The organism is Pseudonocardia sp. NPDC049154 (assembly GCF_040648315.1).
Lineage (GTDB): Bacteria > Actinomycetota > Actinomycetes > Mycobacteriales > Pseudonocardiaceae > Pseudonocardia.
Genome location: NZ_JBEZDN010000001.1, coordinates 237,230 through 254,465, shown reverse-complemented (window position 1 = coordinate 254,465; position 17,236 = coordinate 237,230). Strand labels below are relative to the sequence as shown.

General features: G+C 74.2%; 17 protein-coding genes. 8 read left to right on the top strand and 9 right to left on the bottom strand.

The features are described from left to right. Nucleotide 1: 1 nt before the first annotated feature. The 5 genes from AB0B41_RS01275 to AB0B41_RS01255 all read right to left on the bottom strand — a co-directional run bounded on the left by AB0B41_RS01275 (nucleotide 2) and on the right by AB0B41_RS01255 (nucleotide 6,479). Nucleotides 2-1,774, bottom strand: coding sequence for an N-acetylglutaminylglutamine amidotransferase (locus AB0B41_RS01275; protein WP_358197590.1), 1,773 nt, complete (start codon nucleotides 1,772-1,774; stop codon nucleotides 2-4). 21 nt (nucleotides 1,775-1,795) lie between these two features. Further along, nucleotides 1,796-4,366 carry a carboxylate--amine ligase/circularly permuted type 2 ATP-grasp protein gene (locus AB0B41_RS01270; protein ID WP_358197588.1) on the bottom strand — a complete coding sequence of 857 codons (2,571 nt, stop codon included), beginning with the start codon at nucleotides 4,364-4,366 and terminating at the stop codon, nucleotides 1,796-1,798. A gap of 84 nt (nucleotides 4,367-4,450) precedes the next feature. After that, nucleotides 4,451-5,092 (bottom strand): TenA family protein, encoded by a 642-nt coding sequence (locus AB0B41_RS01265; protein ID WP_358197586.1) that lies wholly within the window; start codon nucleotides 5,090-5,092, stop codon nucleotides 4,451-4,453. Nucleotides 5,093-5,103: 11 nt separating this feature from the next. Next, nucleotides 5,104-5,865: an MBL fold metallo-hydrolase gene (locus AB0B41_RS01260; RefSeq protein ID WP_358197583.1), complete on the bottom strand. Its 762-nt coding sequence runs from the start codon at nucleotides 5,863-5,865 to the stop codon at nucleotides 5,104-5,106. Continuing rightward, a complete protein-coding gene (locus tag AB0B41_RS01255; protein WP_358197581.1) occupies nucleotides 5,862-6,479 on the bottom strand; it encodes a molybdenum cofactor guanylyltransferase in 618 nt (205 codons plus the stop codon). Before AB0B41_RS01255 ends, AB0B41_RS01260 begins: the two co-directional genes overlap by 4 nt. Nucleotides 6,480-6,556: 77 nt before the next feature. Between AB0B41_RS01255 and AB0B41_RS01250 the strand changes: the two genes are divergently transcribed. Then, on the top strand, nucleotides 6,557-6,925 hold the full coding sequence (locus AB0B41_RS01250) for a nuclear transport factor 2 family protein (RefSeq protein WP_358197579.1): 369 nt from the start codon (nucleotides 6,557-6,559) through the stop codon (nucleotides 6,923-6,925). 44 nt (nucleotides 6,926-6,969) lie between these two features. Here AB0B41_RS01250 and AB0B41_RS01245 read toward each other — a convergent pair whose 3' ends face one another. After that, entirely contained in the window at nucleotides 6,970-7,650 is a 681-nt protein-coding gene (locus AB0B41_RS01245) for a DUF429 domain-containing protein (RefSeq protein ID WP_358197576.1), read from the bottom strand. 17 nt (nucleotides 7,651-7,667) lie between these two features. On the opposite strand from AB0B41_RS01245, the gene AB0B41_RS01240 reads away from it, so the two are divergent. From AB0B41_RS01240 to AB0B41_RS01230, 3 genes are all read left to right on the top strand, one after another. Next, nucleotides 7,668-8,135 (top strand): ribose-5-phosphate isomerase, encoded by a 468-nt coding sequence (locus tag AB0B41_RS01240; RefSeq protein ID WP_358197574.1) that lies wholly within the window; start codon nucleotides 7,668-7,670, stop codon nucleotides 8,133-8,135. Then, the gene (locus tag AB0B41_RS01235; RefSeq protein WP_358197572.1) at nucleotides 8,135-8,947 is read left to right on the top strand and encodes a DNA-formamidopyrimidine glycosylase family protein; all 813 of its coding nucleotides are present in this window, start codon (nucleotides 8,135-8,137) and stop codon (nucleotides 8,945-8,947) included. Before AB0B41_RS01240 ends, AB0B41_RS01235 begins: the two co-directional genes overlap by 1 nt. A 106-nt stretch (nucleotides 8,948-9,053) precedes the next feature. After that, the gene (locus AB0B41_RS01230; protein WP_358197570.1) at nucleotides 9,054-9,908 is read left to right on the top strand and encodes a zinc finger domain-containing protein; all 855 of its coding nucleotides are present in this window, start codon (nucleotides 9,054-9,056) and stop codon (nucleotides 9,906-9,908) included. Between the two features lie 10 nt (nucleotides 9,909-9,918). Here the strand turns inward: AB0B41_RS01230 and AB0B41_RS01225 are convergent, their stop codons facing one another. Together AB0B41_RS01225 and AB0B41_RS01220 are read right to left on the bottom strand one after the other, a co-directional pair. Then, nucleotides 9,919-10,995: a methyltransferase gene (locus AB0B41_RS01225; RefSeq protein WP_358197567.1), complete on the bottom strand. Its 1,077-nt coding sequence runs from the start codon at nucleotides 10,993-10,995 to the stop codon at nucleotides 9,919-9,921. Nucleotides 10,996-11,175: 180 nt separating this feature from the next. After that, nucleotides 11,176-11,931, bottom strand: a complete 756-nt coding sequence (locus AB0B41_RS01220; RefSeq protein WP_358197565.1) for a hypothetical protein — start codon at nucleotides 11,929-11,931, stop codon at nucleotides 11,176-11,178. Between the two features lie 109 nt (nucleotides 11,932-12,040). On the opposite strand from AB0B41_RS01220, the gene AB0B41_RS01215 reads away from it, so the two are divergent. The 3 genes from AB0B41_RS01215 (at nucleotide 12,041) to AB0B41_RS01205 (ending at nucleotide 13,813) form a co-directional block, all read left to right on the top strand. Next, complete coding sequence (locus AB0B41_RS01215; RefSeq protein WP_358197783.1) at nucleotides 12,041-12,790, top strand: HAD-IIA family hydrolase; 750 nt, start codon at nucleotides 12,041-12,043, stop codon at nucleotides 12,788-12,790. A 480-nt stretch (nucleotides 12,791-13,270) separates the two neighbouring features. Continuing rightward, on the top strand, nucleotides 13,271-13,582 hold the full coding sequence (locus tag AB0B41_RS01210; RefSeq protein WP_358197563.1) for a hypothetical protein: 312 nt from the start codon (nucleotides 13,271-13,273) through the stop codon (nucleotides 13,580-13,582). 75 nt (nucleotides 13,583-13,657) lie between these two features. Beyond that, a complete protein-coding gene (locus AB0B41_RS01205) occupies nucleotides 13,658-13,813 on the top strand; it encodes a hypothetical protein (RefSeq protein ID WP_358197561.1) in 156 nt (51 codons plus the stop codon). A 1-nt stretch (nucleotide 13,814) separates the two neighbouring features. On the opposite strand, the gene AB0B41_RS01200 is transcribed toward AB0B41_RS01205, so the two are convergent. After that, entirely contained in the window at nucleotides 13,815-14,786 is a 972-nt protein-coding gene (locus AB0B41_RS01200; protein WP_358197559.1) for a hypothetical protein, read from the bottom strand. Nucleotides 14,787-15,025: 239 nt separating this feature from the next. Between AB0B41_RS01200 and katG the strand changes: the two genes are divergently transcribed. Further along, the gene (katG, locus tag AB0B41_RS01195) at nucleotides 15,026-17,221 is read left to right on the top strand and encodes a catalase/peroxidase HPI (RefSeq protein WP_358197556.1); all 2,196 of its coding nucleotides are present in this window, start codon (nucleotides 15,026-15,028) and stop codon (nucleotides 17,219-17,221) included. Nucleotides 17,222-17,236 lie beyond the last annotated feature (15 nt).

Genomic DNA, 17,236 nt, shown 5'->3' with positions numbered 1-17,236 from the left:
GCTAGATCCCCCTCTCCTGTAACCACATCTCCAGCAGCGCTACCTGCCACAACGCGTTCGACCCCAGCTTGGTGCGCTGGGTGTTCGGATCCGCGAGCATACGGTCGAGCCAGTCGCCCCGGACAAGGCCCCGCGCCTTGGCCACCGGGTCGGTCACGGCGTCGCGCACCCGCTCGAGGAACGGTCCCTCCAGGTGACGGATGGCGGGCACCGGGAAATACCCCTTGGGCCGGTCGATCACCTCGTCCGGGACGACGCCGCGGGCCGCCTCCTTGAGGATGCCCTTGCCGCCGAGCGCGAGCTTCAGTTCTGGTGGGCACGCCGCCGCGAGCTCGACGAGCTCGTGGTCCAGGAACGGCACGCGTGCCTCGAGACCCCAGGCCATCGTCATGTTGTCGACGCGCTTGACCGGATCGTCCACGAGCATGATCGTGCTGTCCAGCCTCAGTGCGGCGTCCAACGTCCCGTCGGCACCCGGCATTCCGAAGTGCTCGGCGATGAAGGCCCGGCTGGGGTCGTGGTCGAGCAGCCATTCGGGCTCGAGGATGTCGGCCAGCTCACTGTGCGGGCGGTCGGTGAACACCGCCTGGTAGGCCTCGACGGCCTGGTCCCTGGGGGTGTCGCGCAGCGGCGGGTACCAGTCGTAGCCGGCGAACACCTCGTCGGCGCCCTGGCCGGACTGCACCACGGTGACGGACTTCGACACCTGTTCGGACAGCAGGTAGAAGGCCACGCAGTCGTGGCTGACCATCGGCTCGGCCATCGCCGTGATCGCCTCGTCGACGGCCGGGAGCATCCGCGCCGGGTCCACCAGGATCTGCTGGTGGTCGGTCTCGAACTCCTTGGCCACGATGTCCGAGAACTCGAACTCGTCGCCCTTCTCGCCGCCCGCGGCGTGGAAGCCGACGGAGAAGGTCTTCAGCCCCGTCTGCCCCTCCTGCGCCAGCAGCGCCACGATCAGCGACGAGTCCAGCCCGCCCGAGAGCAGCACGCCGACCGGCACGTCGGCGACCATCCGGCGGCGCACGGCCGTGCGCAGGCCGTCGAGCACGGCCTCCTTCCAGTCCGTGATCCCCAGCTCGGGGCGGCGCTCGTGGACCGGTCTCCAGTACACGCGGTCGGTGTGGCGGCCGTCGGGCTCGTAGACGCGGACGGTGGCCGGCGGCAGCTTGCCGACGCCGGCGAGGATCGTCCGGGGCGCCGGGACCACCGAGTGGAACGTCATGTAGTGGTGCAGCGCCACCGGGTCGATCGAGGTGTCGACCCCGCCGGCCTCCAGCAGTGCGGGCAGGGACGAGGCGAACCGCAGGACGCCCGCCCCTTCGGTCAGGTACAGCGGCTTGATCCCCAGCCGGTCGCGGCCCAGGACGAGCCGGCCGCTGTCCCGCTCGGCCACCGCGAACGCGAACATCCCGTAGAAGTGCTCCACGCACTCCGGGCCCCAGTGCGCGTACGCCTTGAGCACCGTCTCGGTGTCGGAGTCGGAGAAGAACGCGTAGCCGGCCGCCTCGAGCTCGCGGCGCAGGTCCTTGTAGTTGTAGATGCAGCCGTTGAACACCACGGCGAGCCCGAGCGCGGAGTCGACCATCGGCTGGGCGCCCCGCTCGGACAGGTCGATGATCTTCAGACGCCGGTGACCCAGCGCCACCGGGCCCGCCGCGTGCACCCCGGTCCCGTCCGGGCCGCGGCGCTCCATCGCCTTGACGATCCGGGCGACGACGGCCGGGTCGGCCGAGCTGCCGTCGAACCGCATCTCACCGGCGATACCGCACATGTGGCTACCTCCTACTGCCGACTACCGCAGGATCCAGGTGTCCTTGGCGCCGCCGCCCCGGGACGAGTTGACGATCAGGCTGCCGGACGGCGCGACCCGCGACAGCGCCGCCGGGACGACGTCGAGGTGCGCCCGGCCCCCGTACTGGCTCTGGAACACGAAGGCCCGCAGGTCGACCGCCCGCGGCTCCAGCCGGTTCCCCGAGAAGGTCGGGTGGGTGGACAGCGACACCATGTCCTGGGCCACCCACCCGGCCGGCTCGGCCCGGATCAGCTTCTCCACCTCGGTGAGCTCCGAGCGCTCGGCGTGCGGGCCGATCACGATCCCGCTGCCGCCGTAGCCGTCGACGGGCTTGAGCACGAGCTCGTCGAGCCGGTCGAGCACCTCCGCGCGCCGCTCGTCGTCGACGCAGGGGTAGGTCGGGACGATGTCCAGCAGCGGGGACTCGTCGAGGTAGTAGGTGATCATGTCGGGGACGTAGGCGTAGACGAGCTTGTCGTCGGCCACGCCGTTGCCCAGCGCGTTGAGCAGCGCGACCCGGCCCCGGGACACCGCGCTCGCCAGCGCCCGCCCGATCGGCCGCATGTCGGCGCCGCGGGCGTTCATCAGGTCCTTCTCGTCCATCCGGCGGTAGAGCGCGGAGAGCCGCCGTTTCCCGCCCGTCGTCACCAGGTAGACGCCGTCGTCGGTGACCTGCAGGTCCCGCGGCGTCACCACCGGCACACCCATGCGATCGGCGAGCAGCCTGTGCTCGAAGAAGGCCGAGTCGGACGGGCCCGACGACAGCAGCGCCACCTCGTCGGCCCCCGGGCTGCCCGAGTCGGTCGCCGAGAGCAGCGCGGCCCGCAGCCGTCCGGGCACGTCCTCGAGCCCGACGACGCCGGTGGGCGGCTCCAGGTCGCTCATCACGCTGCGGACCAGTCGCCGGCTCATGATCGAGTAGCCGATTCCGGACGGGACGCGCAGGTTGTCCTCGAGCACGAGCCAGCGGTCCGGTGCGTCGCGGACCAGGTCGATCCCGGCCACGGCGATCCGCACGACGTCGCCGGGCACGATCTCGCCCTCGCGGTTGCGGCCGGGCGCGCCGTCGACGACCGCCGCGGGGACGACGCCGTCGAGCAGGATGCGGCGCTCGCCGTAGACGTCCCGGACGAACAGCTCCAGCGCCCGGACCCGCTGCGCGAGCCCCTCCTCGAGGACGTGCCAGTCCTCGGCGCTCACGATCCGCGGCACCAGGTCCAGCGGGAAGAGCCGGCCCTTCGCGGTGCCGTCCTCGGGGCCGAACGTCACCCCGCGCGCCCGCTGCTCGGTCTCGAGCGCGGACTCCGCGGCGACCATCCCGCGGCGCCCGAGGCGCTCCAGCGCCCGGAACATCCAGCCGTACTGCGGCAGGACGGTGCCGCCGTTGCTGACCGCCTCGTCGAACCCGCCCGGCCGGTAGTCGGCGAGCAGCTCGCGGGCGAGCGGCACCTCGACCGGGGGCTCGATCGAGAGCAGCCGGCCCTGGGTGTTGGCGACGAGGGCGTCGACGACGTCCGTCAGCCGGCCGCGGCGACCGAACATCCGGCGTTGCCGGGCGGCGGCGCTGCCGCGCTCCAGGGTGGCCTGCGACAGCGCGAGGACCTGCTCCCAGTCGCCCAGCTCCTCGAGCTGCGGCCGCAGCATGTCGACGAGCTGCCCGACCAGCAGCGGGGGCGAGACCAGCGACGGACCGACCAGGTCGACGAGGTCGCCCTCGAGCCCCGAGCGCGCCGCCCGCCAGTTCGCCGAGCGCAGGAGCTCCTGCCGGCTCGTCGGCAGCGGGAGGCCCTTGTCCAGGTCCTCGCGGGCCTTGCACACCAGGGCGCGGAACAGCCCGGCGATGAGGACGACGTCGTCGACCTCGGTGCAGGCGTCGCACACCCGCAGCTCGACGGTCGGCACGTGCGCGCTCGGCCGGATGTCGAAGTAGAGCATTCCGGGGTCGCTGATCGTGCCCGACGCGATCAGCTCCTGGACCATCGCGTCGTACTCCGCGGCGGTCTCGACCATCGCCGGCGGGCCGGAGGTCGGCCAGCGCGACCAGACCATGCTGCGGTAGCTCGCGTAGCCGGTGTCGTTCCCGCGCCAGTACGGCGAGCTGGCCGACAGGGCGAGCAGGATGTGCAGGTAGGGGGCCACGCGCCGGACGACCTGCACCGCGGTGTCGCGGTCCGGCACGTCGACGTGCACCTGTGCGCCGCAGATGTGCTGCTCCCGCACGAGCATCTGGTACTCGTGCTGCATCTTCTCGTAGCGGGCCCCGGCGGAGATGTCGTCGCCGGTCAGGTCGACGAGCGGGACGGTGCCGGCCGCGACGATCCCCAGCCCGTGCGGCTCGGCGACGCTCTCCAGCTTCGTCCGCAGCCGGCGCAGGTGGGCGCCCAGGTCGTCGAGCGTCTCGCAGACCGGCGTGTTCGTCTCGACCAGCGAGCGCTGCAGCTCCCGCGCGAACTCTGCCCCGTCCAGCTGCGGCAGGAGGGTGTCGGCCTCGGGCGCGGCACGCCGCGTCTCGAGGTCCACGACGTGGAACTCCTCCTCGACCCCGAGAAGGGGTTTCCCGGCGCCACTCATGCGGGTGACGCTAGGGGCCGATTGTTACGGGCGGATAGCGTGCGGGCGGGGCCCTGCTCACGTCCGGACCCACCTCCGCGGGACTCAGCCCGGGTAGGCGGCCTCGAAGAAGGCGAGCTCGAGGTCCACGGCCTCGGCGAAGAACCGGGCCAGGCGGCGCGGGTCCCGGGCCTGCGGCGCGGCGCGGTCCAGCTCGGCGCGCAGGAACGCGACCCAGGCCTCGAACTCGGGGCCGCGGTGCAGGTCGATCCAGCCGCGGGCGATCGGGTCGGTCGGCAGCGGTCCACGGGGGCGGGATGCCCAGTCGAGGTAGAGCCATTCCGCCACGACGAGCACTGTGACGATCTCGGGGTAGCTCGCGTCCGCCCGCGTGGCGTCCATGAGGTCGATGAAGCCCTGCGTCGGGGCCGCCCGCTCCGGCGCCGTCCGGTCGGTGTCGGGGACGCCGAGGAGGTCGAACGAGCGGTGGAAGTAGTCGTGCTCGTCGCCGGCGACCAGCCCGACCTGGCGGGCGTGCACCACCCGCGCGGCAGGATCGTCGCAGGTGGCGACGGCGGCGCCCATCAGGGCCAGGAAGGCGTCGCAGAACTGGAAGTCCTGCACGAGGTAGCGGCGCAGCACGTCGGGCGCGACGGTCCCGGCCCACAGCTCCTCGACGAACCGGTGGCCGACCGCGGCCTCCCAGGTCTCCCGGCCGGACTCGCGCAACTCCTGCGAAAAGCTCACGTGCCATGACCCTAGGCCCAGGGGACGCCGGGGTGGGGCGAGCGCGCCTCCGCCTCGGCCTCGTCGAGCTCCCCGACCGCGACGGCGCGGGCGAGCGCGGCCACCGCCGCCAGCTCGCCGTGCTGGGCCCGGGCCTGGGCGGGGGTCATCGGGTGGCCGTGTCCCGGGACGTACGTGCCGGCGTCGAGGGCGAGCAGCGCGGCGACGGCGTCGGCCCAGGCGAGCGGGTGGGCGTCCTCGTAGTCCGGAGGCGCGCCGGACTCCAGCAGGTCGCCGGCGAACAGCACGCCCACGTCGGGCACGTGGACCGCGAGGTCGTGGTCGGTGTGCCCGGGCCCGGGCGCGAGCAGCACGACCTCGCGCCCGCAGAGGTCGACCGACGCCGGTGCGGGGTCCGGCGGCACCGGCTCGGTCGCCTCCAGCGCCGCGGCCGTCGACTCGTGGCCCTCACTGCGGTAGTGCGTGACCCAGCGCTCGCGCTGCCCGGCGGCAGTGCGCTCGAGCGCGTGGCGGCAGCCCGGGTGCGCGAGGACCGGGGCCGGCAGGAACGCGGTCGTGCCGAAGCAGTGGTCGAAGTGGGCGTGGGTGAGCACGACCGTCACCGGCAGCGCCGTCACGGCACGCACCGCGGCGGCCAGCTCGGCGCCCTGCTCCCGGTCGCCCCTGGTGTCGATCACCAGCGCACGCTCGGCGCCGAGGACCAGGCCGGTGGTGAGGTCGAGCTCGGCGTGCCGGCGGGCCAGGACCCCGTCCGCCAGCTCGATCCAGGTCACCGCGGCTGCGCCTTCGCGGAGGCGTACTCCTCGGGCGTGTTGACGTTCACCAGGGCCCGCAGCTCCGGGTCGCGCTCGCGCAGCGCGGGGTCGGCCAGCAGCTCCGCCTCGTCCGCGCGGTGCACGTCGACGGCCGCGAACAGGTCCGGCGGCCGGCTGCGGCCCTCCGCGATCAGCTCCGCGACGACGGGCGCCAACGCGGTCCGGTACGCCGCGGCGAGCGGCTGGTGGTGCCCGTGCGCGACCGGCAGCAGCACGGCGTGCTCCCCGAGCAGGCCCAGCACCCGCCGCACGTAGGCCTCGTGCAGGAAGGGCAGGTCGACCGAGGCCACGAACGCGACCTCCGCCCGTGTCACGACGGCCGCCAGGCCGACCGCGATCCCCTGCAGCGGCCCGCGCCCCTCGACGGGGTCCTCGGCGGTTTCGACGCCCTCCGGCAGCGGGGGCAGCTCCTGGCCGGGCGCGCGCACCACGACCACCGGCCCGTCGACGACCGCGCCGATGATCCCGCACACGCGGTCCAGCAGCGTGGTCCCGTCCCAGTCCAGCCACGCCTTCGACCGGCCCATCCGCGACGAGCGCCCGCCGGCCAGCACGATCCCCGCCGCAGCCACGGCCCGGACCCTACCGCCGCAGCGCATTACCTCCGACGTCGTCGACCGGCGGCGCCGCGGGCAGCAGGCTCGGTGCCATGACGAACACCGTGACGGACATCGTGGACCGCTACCTGACCGCCTGGAACACCGCCGACGCCGACGCCCGCGCCGAGGCCGTCGCCGAGGTGTTCACCGAGGACGCCCGCTACGTCGACCCGCTCGCCGACGTCACCGGGCACGAGGCCATCACCGCGCTGATCGGCGGCGTGCACACCCAGTTCCCCGGCTTCGTGTTCGGGCCGGTGGGGGAGGCCGACGCCCACCACGACGTCGTCCGGTTCCGGTGGGGGCTGGGCCCGGACGGCGCGGGCGAGCCGCCGGTGATCGGCGCCGACGCCGTGACCCTCGCCCCCGACGGCCGGATCGCCCTGGTGGTGGGCTTCCTCGACAAGGTCCCCGCCTGACCCGGGATGTGCAGCTCGGTCGGTCGAGACCGCCGACTCGCGGGTCAGACCGCCACCCGCATGACCCGGCCCCGGGCGCCGGTCCCGCCACCCAGGACGTCGGCGGTGCCGGCGGCCCAGCGGGCGGCGGACCAGGTGGCCGCCAGGGCGTCGAGACAGTCGTCGAGCCGGGCGCCCTCGGGGAGGTCGGCCAGCGCCCGGGCCGGGTCCACCCAGCGGGTCAGCGCCGCGATGCGCTGGCCCGCTCCCCGGGCCGTCTTCTTCGACGCGAACTCCGTCCCGGGCGCCAGCCCGCGGACCGCCAGCTCGGGGTGCACCTCGATCACGTTGGCCGGCAGCGGGTGCACCGCGTCCCAGGACAGGATCTGCCGGCGGATGTTGTAGGTCTGGATGCTGATCCCGCGCCCGGTCAGCTCCTGCGCGCGGCGCACGGCCGCCTCGTGCGTCGGCTCGAGCAGGACCTCCCGCGGCGGCGCCGGGAACACCGAGGACCGCGCGCGGCCGAGCCGGGCGGCGCACAGCGCGTCGCACTCCCGGGGCGTGCCGTCGACCGGCAGCGCGAGCGGGATGTCGACCCCGACGGCCGCACACCCCGCGGTCAGCCCGACCGCCTCGGCGGCGCTCGCGACCACGGCCCAGCGCACCGTCCACCGGGGTGCGCGCCCGCGCAGCACCACCACGACCCAGCCCCCGGGCACCCCGTCCACCCCGGCGATCTCGTTCATGAGGCAGGATTCTCGCCGTGCGCGTCTACCTCGGCAGCGACCACGCCGGCTTCGAGCTGAAGGCCCGGCTCTCCGAGCACCTCCAGGGTGCGGGCCACGACGTCGTCGACGTCGGCGCCCTGACCTACGACCCGGACGACGACTACCCGGCCTTCTGCATCGACACCGCCCGCCGGGTCGCCGGCGACCCCGGCAGCCTCGGGGTCGTGATCGGCGGCTCGGGCAACGGCGAGCAGATCGCGGCGAACAAGGTGAAGGGCATCCGGGCCGCCCTGGCCTGGAACACCGAGACCGCGAAGCTCGCCCGCGAGCACAACGACGCCCAGGTCGTCGGGATCGGGGCCCGCCAGCACAGCGAGGAGGAGGCGCTCGCGATCGTCGACGCCTTCCTCGCCACCCCGTTCTCGCAGGGCGAGCGGCACCAGCGCCGCATCGACCAGGTCGCCGCCTACGAGCAGACGGGCGCGAGCGCCGAGCAGGCCTGATGCCCGAGGGGCACACGCTGCACCGGCTGGCGCGGCGCCACCAGGCGCTGTTCGCGAGGCGGCCGGTGGCGGTCAGCAGCCCGCAGGGCCGGTTCGCCGACTCCGCCGCGCTGCTCGACGGCCAGGTGCTGACCCGTGCCGAGGCGCACGGCAAGCACCTGTTCCACCGCTTCGGTCCGGACCTGGTGGTGCACGTGCACCTCGGCCTGTACGGGACGTTCGACGACGGCGAGCTGCCCGCGCCGGAGCCGCGCGGCCAGCTGCGCCTGCGGTACGTCGGTGAGACGCACTTCGCCGACCTGCGCGGCCCCACGGCGTGCGAGCTGCTCACCCGCGCCGAGGTGAGGGCGATCCGCGAGCGGCTCGGCCCGGATCCGCTGCGCCGGGACTTCGACGCGGAACGGGTGTGGGAGCGGATCTCGCGGTCCGCCTCCCCGCTCGCGACCCTGCTGATGGACCAGAAGGTGCTCGCCGGCGTCGGCAACGTCTACCGCGCCGAGCTGCTCTTCCGGCACGGGCTGGACCCGCAGATCCCCGGGCGGGCGCTCGACCGCGGCACCTGGGACGCGATGGCCCCGGACCTCGTCGGCCTGATGCGGGACGGCGTGCGCCGCGGCCGGATCGACACCGTCCGGCCCGAGCACGACCCGCGGCGCAAGGGGCAGGCGGCGCGGAAGGACCGGCACGGTGGCGAGGTGTACGTCTACCGCCGCGCCGGGATGCCCTGCCTGGTCTGCGGCACCGAGGTCCGCACCTCCACCCACGCCGCCCGCAACCTCTTCTGGTGCCCCACCTGCCAGGCCACCCCGTGAGTGCCGACTGCCCCTAGAGGGGCAGTCGGCGCTCACGACCCCCGTTGAACTGGGATGACGGCCGGTCGACGCGCGGGATCGGGCCGGGCGGGGCAGGGTCGGGGACATGCCCGAAGGCCACACCGTGCACCGCATGGCGCGGTTGCAGCAGCGCCGGTTCGGCGGGGCGCCGGTCGCGGTGAGCAGCCCGCAGGGCCGCTTCGCCGCCGACGCCGAGCTCGTCGACGGGCGGGTTCTCGAGTCCACGGACGCCCACGGCAAGCACCTGTTCCAGCACTACGGCCCCGACCTCGTCGTGCACGTCCACCTCGGGCTGTGGGGCCGCTTCCCGAACCGACGGGTCCCCGTCCCGCCGCCCCGCGGGCAGATCCGGATGCGGATGGTCGGGCGCACCCACTACGCCGACCTCAGTGGCCCGTCGGCGTGCGAGCTGCTGACGGACGTGGAGGTGAAGGCGCTGCGCTCCCGGCTCGGGGCCGACCCGCTACGTGCGGACGCCGATCCCGACGAGGCCTGGGCCCGTGTCTCCCGCTCCCGCGCCCCGCTGGCCACGCTCCTGATGGACCAGAGCGTGATCGCCGGCGTCGGCAACGTCTTCCGCGCCGAGGCGCTCTTCCGCTGCCGCCTCCCGCCGCAGCTGCCCGGCCGCGAGCTGGGCCGGGAACGCTGGGAGGAGCTGTGGGCGGACCTCACCGCGATGCTGCGCGACGGCGAGCGGCGCGGCCGGATCGAGACCCTGCGGCCCGAGCACGACCCGGCCTTGCTGGCGCCGCCCGACCGGGGATCGGTCTGCGCGAGCGTCGTCTACACCTACCGCCGCGCCGGGCAGCCCTGCCTGGTGTGCGGCACGCCGATCGCCCGCGCCACCCACCTGGCCCGGAACCTCTTCTGGTGCCCGACCTGCCAGGACCCCTGTGAGTGCGGATGGTCGCTATGGCGACTATCCGCACTCACGAGGTGAGCGGGCCGGGTCAGGCGGGGGTCGCCTCGAGCACGACCAGCCCCACGGGCGACGGCGTCGGCACGATCCGGCGCAGCGCGAACCCGGCCGAGGCGAAGAGCTCCCCGAACTCCCGCGCGGTCCGCTCGCACCCGGTGGCGAGGAGCAGCATCGTCGTGTCCATGCGGATCACCGCCGGCCCGTCCGCGGCCCGCTCCGGCAGCATCGCGTCGACCACCAGCAGTGTCGCGTCCGGCCCCATCGCCTCCCGGCAGCGGGTCAGGATGCGGCGCGCGTCGGCGTCGTCCCAGTCGTGGAGGATCCGGGAGAGCAGGTAGGCGTCGCCGCCGGCCGGGACACCGGTGAAGAAGTCGCCCTCGACGACCTCGGTCCCCTCGGGCACGCGGGCGTCGGCCACCACCTCGGGCCTGTCGAACAGCACGCCCGACAGCGCGGGCGTGGCGGTGAGGACGGCGGACAGCAGCACCCCGGTGCTGCCGCCGACGTCGACCAGCCTGCGGAACCGGCCGAAGTCGTAGGCGGCGACGACGTCGGCCGCCTCGCGGGCCGACCGGTCCTGCTGCGAGGCCTGGAACGCGGCCAGCTCGGCCGGGCGGTCCGCGATGTGGTCGAAGAACGGCTTCCCCCGGGCCCGCTCGAAGGCCACCCCGCCGTCGCGGACCGCGTCGGGCAGCGCCGGCGCGGCGGTCGCGTACAGGCCGCCGCGGGCGCGGACCGCGCCGCGCAGCGAGCCCGGGACGTCGGACCGCAGCAACCGGCCGCTGGGGGTCAGCGAGAACGTCCCGTCGGGGAACTCGGCGAGCACGCCCTCCGCGACCAGCAGGCGCAGGACCCGGCGCAGCGGCCCGGGCCGGGCGCCGACCTCCGCGGCCAGCCGCGTGGCGTCGCAGGCCCCGCGGGCCAGCACGTCGGCCACTCCCAGCTCGGCCGCGACGTGCAGCGCGGCGGTGACGATGTAGCCGTCGGCCAGGCGGGACAGCCGGGCGGCGGGGTCGGCCACCGGGGCCGGTGACGTGCCCGGGGTCGTGCTCTGGGTCGTGCTCTGGGTCGTGCTCTGGGTCGTGCTCTGTGTCGTCGGGGCGACCATCAGGACCTCCTGTCGTCGACACGCAGGAGAGGGCACGGCGGGCGCGGGAGATACGGGAGAAGGGCCCGGAACCGATCCGGAAATGCACGACCGGCCCGGGACGTAGCGCTCCGGGCCGGTCAGTGTCGCAGGGCCGGTCGAGCCGGCCGACGTTCTGTCAAAGGGGAGTTATCCCGGTGATCAGAAGTCGAAACCTCCACCGCCGAAGTCGCCACCCATGTCCCCGCCGAAGTCGCCCCCGGCGTCTCCGCCCATGTCGCCGGCATCGCCCGAACCGTCGCCGCCCGCGGCCATGTCCGCGGCCATCCCGTCCGAGTAGCCGTCGGCGTAGGCGCTGCCTGCCATGCCGGAGAACATCGCGCTGAACAGCAGGGCCGAGCCGACGCCCCAGGCGCCGGCGACCAGGGCCGGCTTCCACCAGGGCTGGCTGTACCAGCCGGCGGGCACCGGCCGGCCCGCGACGTTGCCGCCGGGGTAGTAGTGCGCGTTGCGCTCCGAGGGGTTCGGCGAGGCGCTGTAGTGCTGGCCCTCGACGTCGACCTCGCGCTCCTCGGTGACCGCGCCCGCACGCGCCTGGCCGGGCAGCGGCGGCAGCTCGGGGCCGGGGTCGAGATCCATCGCGGTGCGCGCCGCGCGGACGTAGTAGAGGCCCTCGTAGGCGGTCTCGGTGACGCCCCGGGCCTGGGCGGTCGTGCGGGCCTGGTCCAGCTGGGAGCCGGCCGCGTTGTAGCGCTCGGACGCGTCGGCGAGGGCCTGCTTGGCCGCCTCGTTCGTGCCGACGAGGTTGAGCACCTGGCCGCCGAGGCGCTCGACCCAGCGGCGGGCGTCGGCCTTGGCGTCCTCGAGCTCGCGGGCCTGGCCGGCGTTGCGGTTGCGGACCAGCCACACGACGCCCGCCACCACGGCGAGCAGCAGGACGATGGTCACGAGGTCCACGGGATCTCCTTGTAGGCGGGTTGTGCACACCGACAACGGGCAGACCGGCACGAACGTTCCCGCGACTAGGCTCGTGTCCGTGGCGGACAGCAAACCGGTCGAGGCCTGGATGACCGACATGGACGGCGTGCTCGTCCATGAGGGGAGCATCATCCCCGGTGCGGACGCGTTCGTGAACCGCCTCCGCGAGACGGGCACCCCGTTCCTGGTCCTCACCAACAACTCGATCTACACGCCGCGGGACCTGCAGTTCCGGCTGCGCAACACGGGGATCGAGGTGCCGGTCGAGGCCATCTGGACCTCCGCGCTGGCCACCGCGGCGTTCCTCGACAACCAGCGGCCCGGCGGGTCGGCCTACGTGGTCGGCGAGGCCGGCCTGACGACCGCCCTGCACGAGATCGGGTACGTGCTCACCGAGTCGGACCCGGACTACGTCGTGCTGGGGGAGACGCGGACCTACAGCTTCGAGGCGGTGACGACGGCGATCCGGCTCGTCGAGCGCGGCGCCCGGTTCGTGGCGACCAACCCCGACCCGACCGGCCCGTCGAACGAGGGCAGCCTGCCCGCCACGGGCTCGGTCGCCGCGCTGATCACCCGCGCGACCGGCGTCGACCCCTACTTCGTGGGCAAGCCGAACCCGCTGATGATGCGCGCGGCGCTCAACCGGCTCGAGGCGCACTCCGAGACCACGGTCATGATCGGCGACCGGATGGACACGGACGTGGTGGCCGGCATGGAGGCCGGGATGCGGACGGTGCTCGTGCTGTCCGGGATCATGCGGGCCGCGGCCGTCGACCGCTACCCGTACCGGCCGACGCGCGTGATCGGGTCCATCGCCGAGCTCGTCGACGAGATCTAGCCGAGATCTAGCCGAGATCGAGAAACTGGGTGGTCCACGCCGGCGGGCACCACCGGCGTGGACCGGCGGCCGGTGAGGGAGGGGTTCTCCCGGCCGCGGGGTCGGCGTGCACGCCCGCGCCCGATCCGAAGATCGAACCGGCGGCGCGCCCCGGGAGATGACTCGGCTGGTTCATCCGCGGCGTTACGCGACGTCACGTGACTGTCGGCCGGTGTTCGGACGGGCCGGGCGTGCCCCGCGCCGTGCGCCCGGAAGCGGCTGACCAGCGCAGAGGACCGGCCCGCCGCGACGGACCGGAGCGGGCAGCGGTCGGCCCGTGGCGTAGGTCTCCGCGGTCGTGCTGTCGGAGCGTCGCAGCGGTGTGGACGCCGGGACGCTCCGCACGGCCACGTGCGCCTCCGGTGGTTCGCTGGACTTGGTCAGTCTCTCTGACTATTCTCGGCAGTCCTTCCGATCAGCTGTGCGACCGAGGAGGTCGGCATGAGCATCGCCATCCGGACCCGTGTCTCCGCACCCGTCGAGCTGTACGACGCCGTTCACGCCGAGGTGGTGCGGCGGACCGGGGGAGTGGTCGACGGACTCCTGGTCCACGTCGGCCTGCCGTCGTCCGACGGCTTCGAGGTCCTCGAGGTCTGGGAGTCCAGGGCCGCGTACGAGCACTACACGGAGACCCTGATCGCGCCGGTCGTCGCCGAGCTGTCCGCCGGGCGGACCGGTCCGACACCCGGGATGACGACGGAGGAACTGGAACCGCGCGGTCTGGTGATCCCCCGGAGCCCCGTGGTCGTCTGAAGCGACCGCGCAGGCGGCGGAGGGCGTGGCGCGCCGGGGCTTGCGGACTACAGGGATGTGATTACCCTCGGCACCATGAGCGACACCCTCTGGTGGAGCTGCGCCGCCTGCGGCTCCTACGCCGAACTGCCCGCCGAGGAGTCCGAGGGCTTCGACATCGGCTGCCCCGACTGCCGGGATCCCATGACGGCCCAGTGGTTCTGGGACGACCGGGCCGGCGAGGCCGCCTGACCTAGCCCGCGTTCGGGTCGCCCGCGGGGTCGAGCAGCTCCGCGGGCAGGTCGCGGTGCGGCAGCCAGTCGTCCGGCGTCGGGCCGTCCGTGCGGGCGAGCTGCCGCAGCGTGACGGCCACGACCGCGCGCCCCACCGGATCCTCCGGCAGGTCGACGGGCACCCGCCCGGCGCGCACCGCGTCCCGCACGGACTCCTTGAGTGCCCGCAGCAACGGGTCGCCGGCGACGTCGAGCAGGGCGTCGAACCCGGCGAGGCGGTCCGTGTCGAACGGGTGCGGCCGGCCGAGATGGTCGGCCGCCGGGTGCGCGGGATAGGCGTGCGCGACGGCCACGTGCCCCGCCCGGATCGGCACGGTCGGCGCGGGCCCGCTGCCGATCAGGTGTGGGAGCAGGTGGGTGTGCGGGCCGAGTGGCGAGCGCCCGTCCGGTCCGGGGATCGGGGCGTACACCTCGACCCGGCCGACGGCCGTCAGGAACACGCGGTGCGGGCTGCGGGCGACCAGCTCCGCGCCCAGGGACGTGGCGAACAGCGGCTGCCCGGCGTGCGCGCCGACCAGGGCCAGCAGCTCGGGGTCGTCGGTGCGGACGCAGGCGTCGACGGTCGGGGTGCCGAGCCCGAGGTCGACGAGCACGGCCCCGCGGTCGTCGGCGCGCAGGGCGTCGGCGTCGGGTCCCAGCTGCGTGACCGTCGTCCGGCCCGCACGCCGTGCCTCGGCGTGCGGCAGGCAGAACGCGACGGCCTGGGTCCAGTGCAGGCCCGGCCCCGCCGGGGTCTCGTAGGCGACCGGGAGGGCCGTGGGCGGCGGCTCGAGCCGGATCCCGCCGCGGGCCGTGACGACCGCGCTCCCGTCGCCGTCGGCCACCTCGTCCGGGTCTCGCGCGAACTCCGCGATGGCCCCCGGCGGGCCCATGCTCCAGCCCGTCGCCGGGTCGCCGAGCAGCGCCCGTCCCAGCTCCTGCGCGTCGACCACCCCGCGATGCTGGCCGGGGCACGGACCTGCCCGCAAGCCGGGCCCGATCCGGGCACGAACGGCGGGGTCCGGCGGACGAACGGACGGCCGCGTCCGGAACCGCGGTCGACCACTTGTTCGCCGCAGGAGCCGGGCGCATGCTGGGTAGTCATGCCGAGCACATGCAGAGGTCGGTTCCCGGGGCCCGGGCCGGGCCGCTGCGCCGCGCCCCCGTCCTGATCACGTCTCGAGGGATTCCCGTGTCGCTCACCTACGACATCGTCGTCAAGCGGAAGAAGCAGAAGGGCGGCAGCGCGCCGCACCCGACGCGGGGCGGGACCAACCGCACGTGGTGGCCGGACCGGCTGAACCTGGGAATCCTCGCCAAGAACCCGGCCGAAGCCGATCCGATGGGCGAGGGGTTCGACTACGCCGCCGAGTTCGAGACCCTGGACCTGGATGCCGTGCGCCGCGACATCGAGGAGGTCCTGACCACGTCGCAGGACTGGTGGCCCGCCGACCACGGCCACTACGGCCCGCTCATGGTCCGCATGGCGTGGCACGCGGCCGGCACCTACCGCATCCAGGACGGCCGCGGCGGCGCCCGCAGCGGCATGCTGCGCTTCGCCCCGCTGAACAGCTGGCCGGACAACAAGAGCCTGGACAAGGCGCGCCGGCTGCTGTGGCCGGTGAAGCGGAAGTACGGCCGCAAGCTGTCCTGGGCCGACCTCACGATCTTCGCCGGGAACGTGGCCCTGGAGTCGATGGGCTTCACGACCCTCGGCTTCGGCGGCGGCCGGGCGGACGTCTGGGAGTCCGACGGCGACGTCTACTGGGGCCCCGAGCGCACCTGGCTGACCGACGGCCGCCACACCCACGTCCGCGAGCTGCAGAGCCCGCTGGCCGCCTCCGAGATGGGCCTGATCTACGTCGACCCGGAGGGCCCGCACCGCGTCCCGGACCCGCTCCTCGCGGCGCGCGACATGCGGGAGACCTTCCGGCGCATGGGGTTCGACGACGAGGAGACCGTCGCGTTGATCGTCGGCGGCCACACGTTCGGCAAGACGCACGGCGCGGCCCGGCAGGACCATCTCGGCCCCGAACCCGAGGCCGCCCCGCTGGAGGAGCAGGGCCTCGGCTGGCGGAGCAGCTTCGGCAGCGGCACGGGCGCGGACGCGATCACCAGCGGCCTCGAGGGCACCTGGACACCCACCCCGACGAGGTGGGACGGCAGCTTCCTCACGAACCTGTACGACTACGAGTGGGACGCGGTCCTGAGTCCGGCCGGTGCGTGGCAGTGGATCCCGTCGGGCGGCGCCGGGGCCGGCACCGTCCCCGACGCCCACGACCCTTCGAGGACCCACACCCCGACGTTCCTCACGACGGACCTCGCGCTGCGCTTCGACCCGGGGTACGCGCCGATCTCACGGCGGTTCCGGGACGACCCGGACCTGCTGGCGGCGGCGTTCGCGCGGGCCTGGTTCAAGCTCACGCACCTCGACATGGGTCCGGTCCGGGGCTACCGCGGGCCGCTGGTCCCCGCCGAGACCCTGATCTGGCAGGACCCGCTCCCGGACGTCGACCACGGGCTCGTCGGCCCCGAGGACGTCGCCCGCCTCAAGCAGGAGCTCCTGGACTCGGGGCTGTCGCCGGCCCAGCTCGTCGTCACCGCCTGGGCGTCCGCGTCGACCTTCCGCGTGAGCGACCGCCGCGGCGGGGCGAACGGGGCGCGGATCCGCCTCGAGCCGCAACGCCGGTGGGAGGTCAACGAGCCCGACGGCCTCGACGTCGTGCTGGGCGCGCTGGAGGCGATCCGGGAGTCGTTCCACCGCTCGCGGAGCGACGGCACACGAATCTCCCTGGCCGACCTGATCGTGCTCGGCGGGTGTGCGGCCGTGGAACGGGCCGCCCAGCGGGCCGGGTACGCGGTCGAGGTCCCGTTCACGCCGGGCCGCACGGACGCCTCGCAGGAGCAGACCGACGTCGGGTCGTTCGCCGCTCTGGAGCCCGCCGCGGACGGCTTCCGCAACTACGTCGGCAGGGCGGACCTGATCGCGCCGGAGCACCAGCTGGTCGACCGCGCCCACCTGCTGACCCTCAGCGCGCCCGAGATGACCGTCCTGGTGGGAGGGCTGCGGGTGTTGAACGCCAACATCGGGCGGTCACCGCTGGGCGTGCTGACGGCGCGGCCCGGGGCGTTGACCACGGACTTCTTCGTGAACCTCCTCGACATGGGTACGGAGTGGACTCCGACGCGCTCGGGGCAGGTCTTCGAGGGCCGCGACCGCGCCACCGGAAAGACCCGGTGGACCGCGAGCCGCGTCGACCTCGTGTTCGGCGCGAACTCGGAGCTGCGCGCGCTCGCGGAGGTCTACGCCGCCGACGACGCGGGGGAGAAGCTCGTGCGGGACTTCGTGGCGGCGTGGGACAAGGTCATGAACCTCGACCGGGTATGACCGGCCGGGTGCGCC